The organism is Hominiventricola sp. (assembly GCF_057604405.1).
In genome coordinates this window covers 1-3818 of sequence record NZ_DBLYVB010000054.1, presented here as the reverse complement: position 1 = coordinate 3818, position 3818 = coordinate 1, and the positions used below count along the sequence as shown (strand labels likewise).

The window sequence follows — 3818 nt, the reverse complement described above, 5'->3', positions numbered from 1 at the left end:
AATACGTCCGAAATTTTCCTCTGCTGCTCCTGGAACTGGGCCATAATTATTTGCCAGATCAAAATGTGTGATACCATTATCAAATGCAGTCTCACACATAGCCATCATGGTATCAAAATTTCCATTTGTACCAAAATTGTGCCATAAGCCAAGTGACACTGCCGGAAGCTTTAAACCACTTGCTCCACAGCGATTATACTTCATGTTTTCATATCTTGTTTTTTCTGCAATATACATAATTCTTCTCCCTTTCTGCATTGATTCTTTTTGAATCTTCTGATACACTTACTTTATCACTTCAAGTTAACTTGAAGTCAAGTGTTTTTACAAATTACTCAGGAGGCATTTTATGACGCATTCATCAAATTCAAATGATATAATAAATGAGGCAAAAAAGACTGACCAGCCAACTTATACAATCCGACAGATTTCAAATCTATACAAACTTCCTGCTTCAACGCTTCGTTACTACGAAGATCTTGGTCTTCTGACAGATGTTGTCCACACCGCTTCTGGTGCTCGCATTTACAATCAGTCGCATATTGACCGTTTGGGCGGAATTATGTGTTTTAAGCGAACTGGCCTTTCAATTGCTAAAATCCGCCAGTTTTACCTCTATGAAGAGCATATAGAAGATCATGCACACGACATCAGCCAGATGATGATTGACCACGAGCAAGATATTTTAAATCAAATTGATGAACTTCAAAATGATCTTGTTCATATCCGTGAAAAAGTGCGCTATTATGCCGCTGTGGAAGATGCCATCAAAAAAAGTGAGCCAATTCCTGAATGGCATCAATTTTTTGCCAACGAGAAGAATGCGACCAAAAACAATGCAGGCAAAAATTAGTAAGTCTTTACTATTAAGCCTATTTGATTTCCTCTACTGTCACTCGTTTTTTGTGCCATCCATTTTGCCAAATCAATAAATATACATGAAAATCAAGGTCATCCTGCGCCATGGTAAACGGTTCCTCACGAAACACCTCTGCGCGGATGCCTTTTTTCTTAAATTCAAGTCTCTTTGCCTCTGCCTTTTTAAGCAGCTGATTCAGATTTTTATCTGCTTCCTTAGAAAAAGTTCGGCGCGGATATTTTTTATTTTCTTCCTTTAGACATTCAGAAATCAGCTGCGTGATTTTTTCATGCTTTTTCTTTTTTAAGAGCTTCGCAATCTGCTTTGCAATCACTGGCTTTGGAAAGCCTTCATATAGCCTAAGCAGCTGAATCAATTCGCGATCTTTGGCCTGCACAGCAAAAGCTTCCATCAGCTTTATCGCCTCTGGCGCAACTTCTTTTAGATCTTCTGATCCCACACGATACTGCTTCGGCACTGCCGGATAGCTGCACGCATTCAGCGGTGGAAAATCAGCAAGACTGGCGAGCTGCCTTTCTTTTTCAGTACAGTACTCCTCACCTAGATAATGGTACTTATCACGCAGGATTGCAATCTGGTATTCTAATACACGAAGATCCTCATCGCCTTTCATCCAGAAATGACCGATTCCACTATATTCATACAGATGAACTTCTAGTTCAAGCCGTTTAAAAAAGAGCGTGACAACACATTCTCCCTGCCATACGGATAATACATATCCATCACCGTCTTTCTGCAAGGATGCGTCCAATTCACCCTCATAATCACTTTGATAGCTTCCAGTCATTTTAACCTGATGAAAGACAAGAAAACTTTCCACTGCATCATTCATCAGATATACAAGACGAAGCTTATCCATTAATTTTGCTGTTTCAAAAGCTTCTGGCAGAATCAGTTCAAACTGACCCTGTGCCAGAAGCTCCTGCAGCATTTCAAATGCATCCATCATCAATTGTTAACTCCGCCTACAAGCTTTTCCTGATAGCGCTTTACCATCTCATCATACTCTTCATCAGTCAGCTTCTTCTCGCCCGGGTTCATAGCAAATACGCCGCCCCACTCGTACTGATCCTTATATTTTGGAACAAGATGGAAATGCAGATGATGACCTGTATCACCGTATGCACCATAATTTACCTTGTCTGGATGGAACAGCTCATGCATTGCCTGTGCCACCTTTGCAATATCTTCCATGTAAGCAGCACGCTCCTCTGGTGTCAGTTCAACAATCTCGCTCACATGCTTTTTATGTGCCACGATGACTCTTCCCGGATGACTCTGCTCCTTGAACAGATATACCTTTGAAGTCTCTAACTCACAAATTTTAATTCCGAAAGCGGCAACCAGCTCACCTTCCATGCAGTATGCGCAATTCTGATCTTTCATGATCTCTTATCCTCCTATTGTTTACTACAGCTTATTATACACATCATTTTCAGCTTTTGCAAATCAATAGTTGAAATTATTTTAACAGCACACTAATCGCTTCCATCTCCTCTGATGGCGTGATGATTAGCTGTCTGCCCTCTACCTTTGCGGTAATAGCGGTTGGTGCATAAACTTCTGCGATCGTGTTTGGGCAGCCCTCTGGCAAATCAATCACAAGCTTTTCTGGAACTTCGCCATGGAAGACATGGGCAGTAACAAATGCACTTTCATGCTTTCCTTCATAGAGCTTTCCTTCCTCACTCTGCACGCGGATCACTGCCTGCCAGCCAGTCAGATGGCGATCACTGCTTCCCTTATGGCTGTAAATATAACTATAACCATCGCGAATTGCTGGTGCTGCCTTTTTATAGAATGCCATTCCATCTTCGATTGCCTTCCACTGCTCTGCGCTCAGTTCAGTCACATCACCAGAGAAGCACATGCGGCCAAGAAACGTACTCGCAACGGTGTAGCCGATACGCTTCACAGAATCAGTCTTTCTGATAACGGCCCAAATCTGGCTCTGTCTCGGCAAAATACTTCTGTGAAGGGATGCCGCAATGACTGGAATTTCCTCGCACTCGTGCGCATCAGAGAAAGATGCCATGCTGCACTCACTCATCATCAGAGGCTCTAACTTATGACCGCCAGATGCACAATTTTCCAAAATGATACCCGGAATCTCTTCCTTTACTTTACGCACAAAATTAACGGATGCCTCACGGTCGCGGCGAAGACCCTCTCCAAGTGACTCTGCACCATCACAGCCAAGGCCAATTGTATCGTTATAATCCATCTTCATGTAGTCAAAGTTGTATTTTTTCAGCTGACCAATTACCTTATCTGTTAAGTATGCAATCGCGTCTGGATTACTCATATCAAAGAAACGGCGTTCCTTTGTCGTAAGCACCTTTCCGTCACGGTGAAGCATCAGATCCTCACGCTCGGAATAAACGTGGGATTTTGAGCCTGCGTTATCAATTTCAAACCAAATACCTGGTTTCATACCTGCCTTACGGATATCCTCACTTACTGCACCAAGACCTTCTGGAAACAAGCGATCTGAAGGAACATAGTCTCCCATGCTGCGGCTCCAGTGTACACCTTCCTCAACAAACCAACCACAGTCAACAACAAAATATTCAAGACCCTTTCCTTTAACAGCTTCAAGGATTCCCTTAATATTTTCATGGGATGGCAATCCCCATGTGGTACAATATTCATTAAACAGAATCGGAAGATGCTGCTCGCTCTCTGGTGCCTTATTTACATACTTCTGCGCATACTGAGTCAGTCGTTGGCATGCATAATCTACTGTGCTTCCTGCGCGCTCATCGCTGCAGCAAACGGTAAGAAGCGCCTCTGGTGTGGTGAAAGATTCGCCCGGTTTAATGGTCTTCATCCACTGACCAAACTCACGGTCTGCAAGACCACCTGAAAATGCCATGCCATCATCTCTGCGGTAAAACTCCATCTGCCAAGAGCACTCTATCGCTAACTGCGCTGCCCA

At 43.0% G+C, this 3818-nt stretch carries 5 protein-coding genes; 1 reads left to right on the top strand and 4 read right to left on the bottom strand.

Annotated elements, in window-relative coordinates; genetic code table 11:
- A partial coding sequence (locus ACZMB2_RS13735) for an aldo/keto reductase (RefSeq protein ID WP_487597148.1) occupies positions 1-237 on the bottom strand: 237 nt, incomplete at its 3' end.
- A 112-nt stretch (positions 238-349) separates the two neighbouring features.
- On the opposite strand from ACZMB2_RS13735, the gene ACZMB2_RS13730 reads away from it, so the two are divergent.
- Positions 350-853: a MerR family transcriptional regulator gene (locus ACZMB2_RS13730; RefSeq protein ID WP_487597147.1), complete on the top strand. Its 504-nt coding sequence runs from the start codon at positions 350-352 to the stop codon at positions 851-853.
- Positions 854-872: 19 nt separating this feature from the next.
- Here ACZMB2_RS13730 and ACZMB2_RS13725 read toward each other — a convergent pair whose 3' ends face one another.
- From ACZMB2_RS13725 to ACZMB2_RS13715, 3 genes are all read right to left on the bottom strand, one after another.
- Entirely contained in the window at positions 873-1829 is a 957-nt protein-coding gene (locus tag ACZMB2_RS13725) for a DUF3878 family protein (protein ID WP_487597146.1), read from the bottom strand.
- Positions 1829-2266 carry an HIT family protein gene (locus tag ACZMB2_RS13720; protein WP_227101869.1) on the bottom strand — a complete coding sequence of 146 codons (438 nt, stop codon included), beginning with the start codon at positions 2264-2266 and terminating at the stop codon, positions 1829-1831. The genes ACZMB2_RS13725 and ACZMB2_RS13720 overlap by 1 nt, the downstream gene beginning before the upstream one ends.
- 76 nt (positions 2267-2342) lie before the next feature.
- A partial coding sequence (locus ACZMB2_RS13715) for a glycoside hydrolase family 36 protein (RefSeq protein ID WP_487597145.1) occupies positions 2343-3818 on the bottom strand: 1476 nt, incomplete at its 5' end.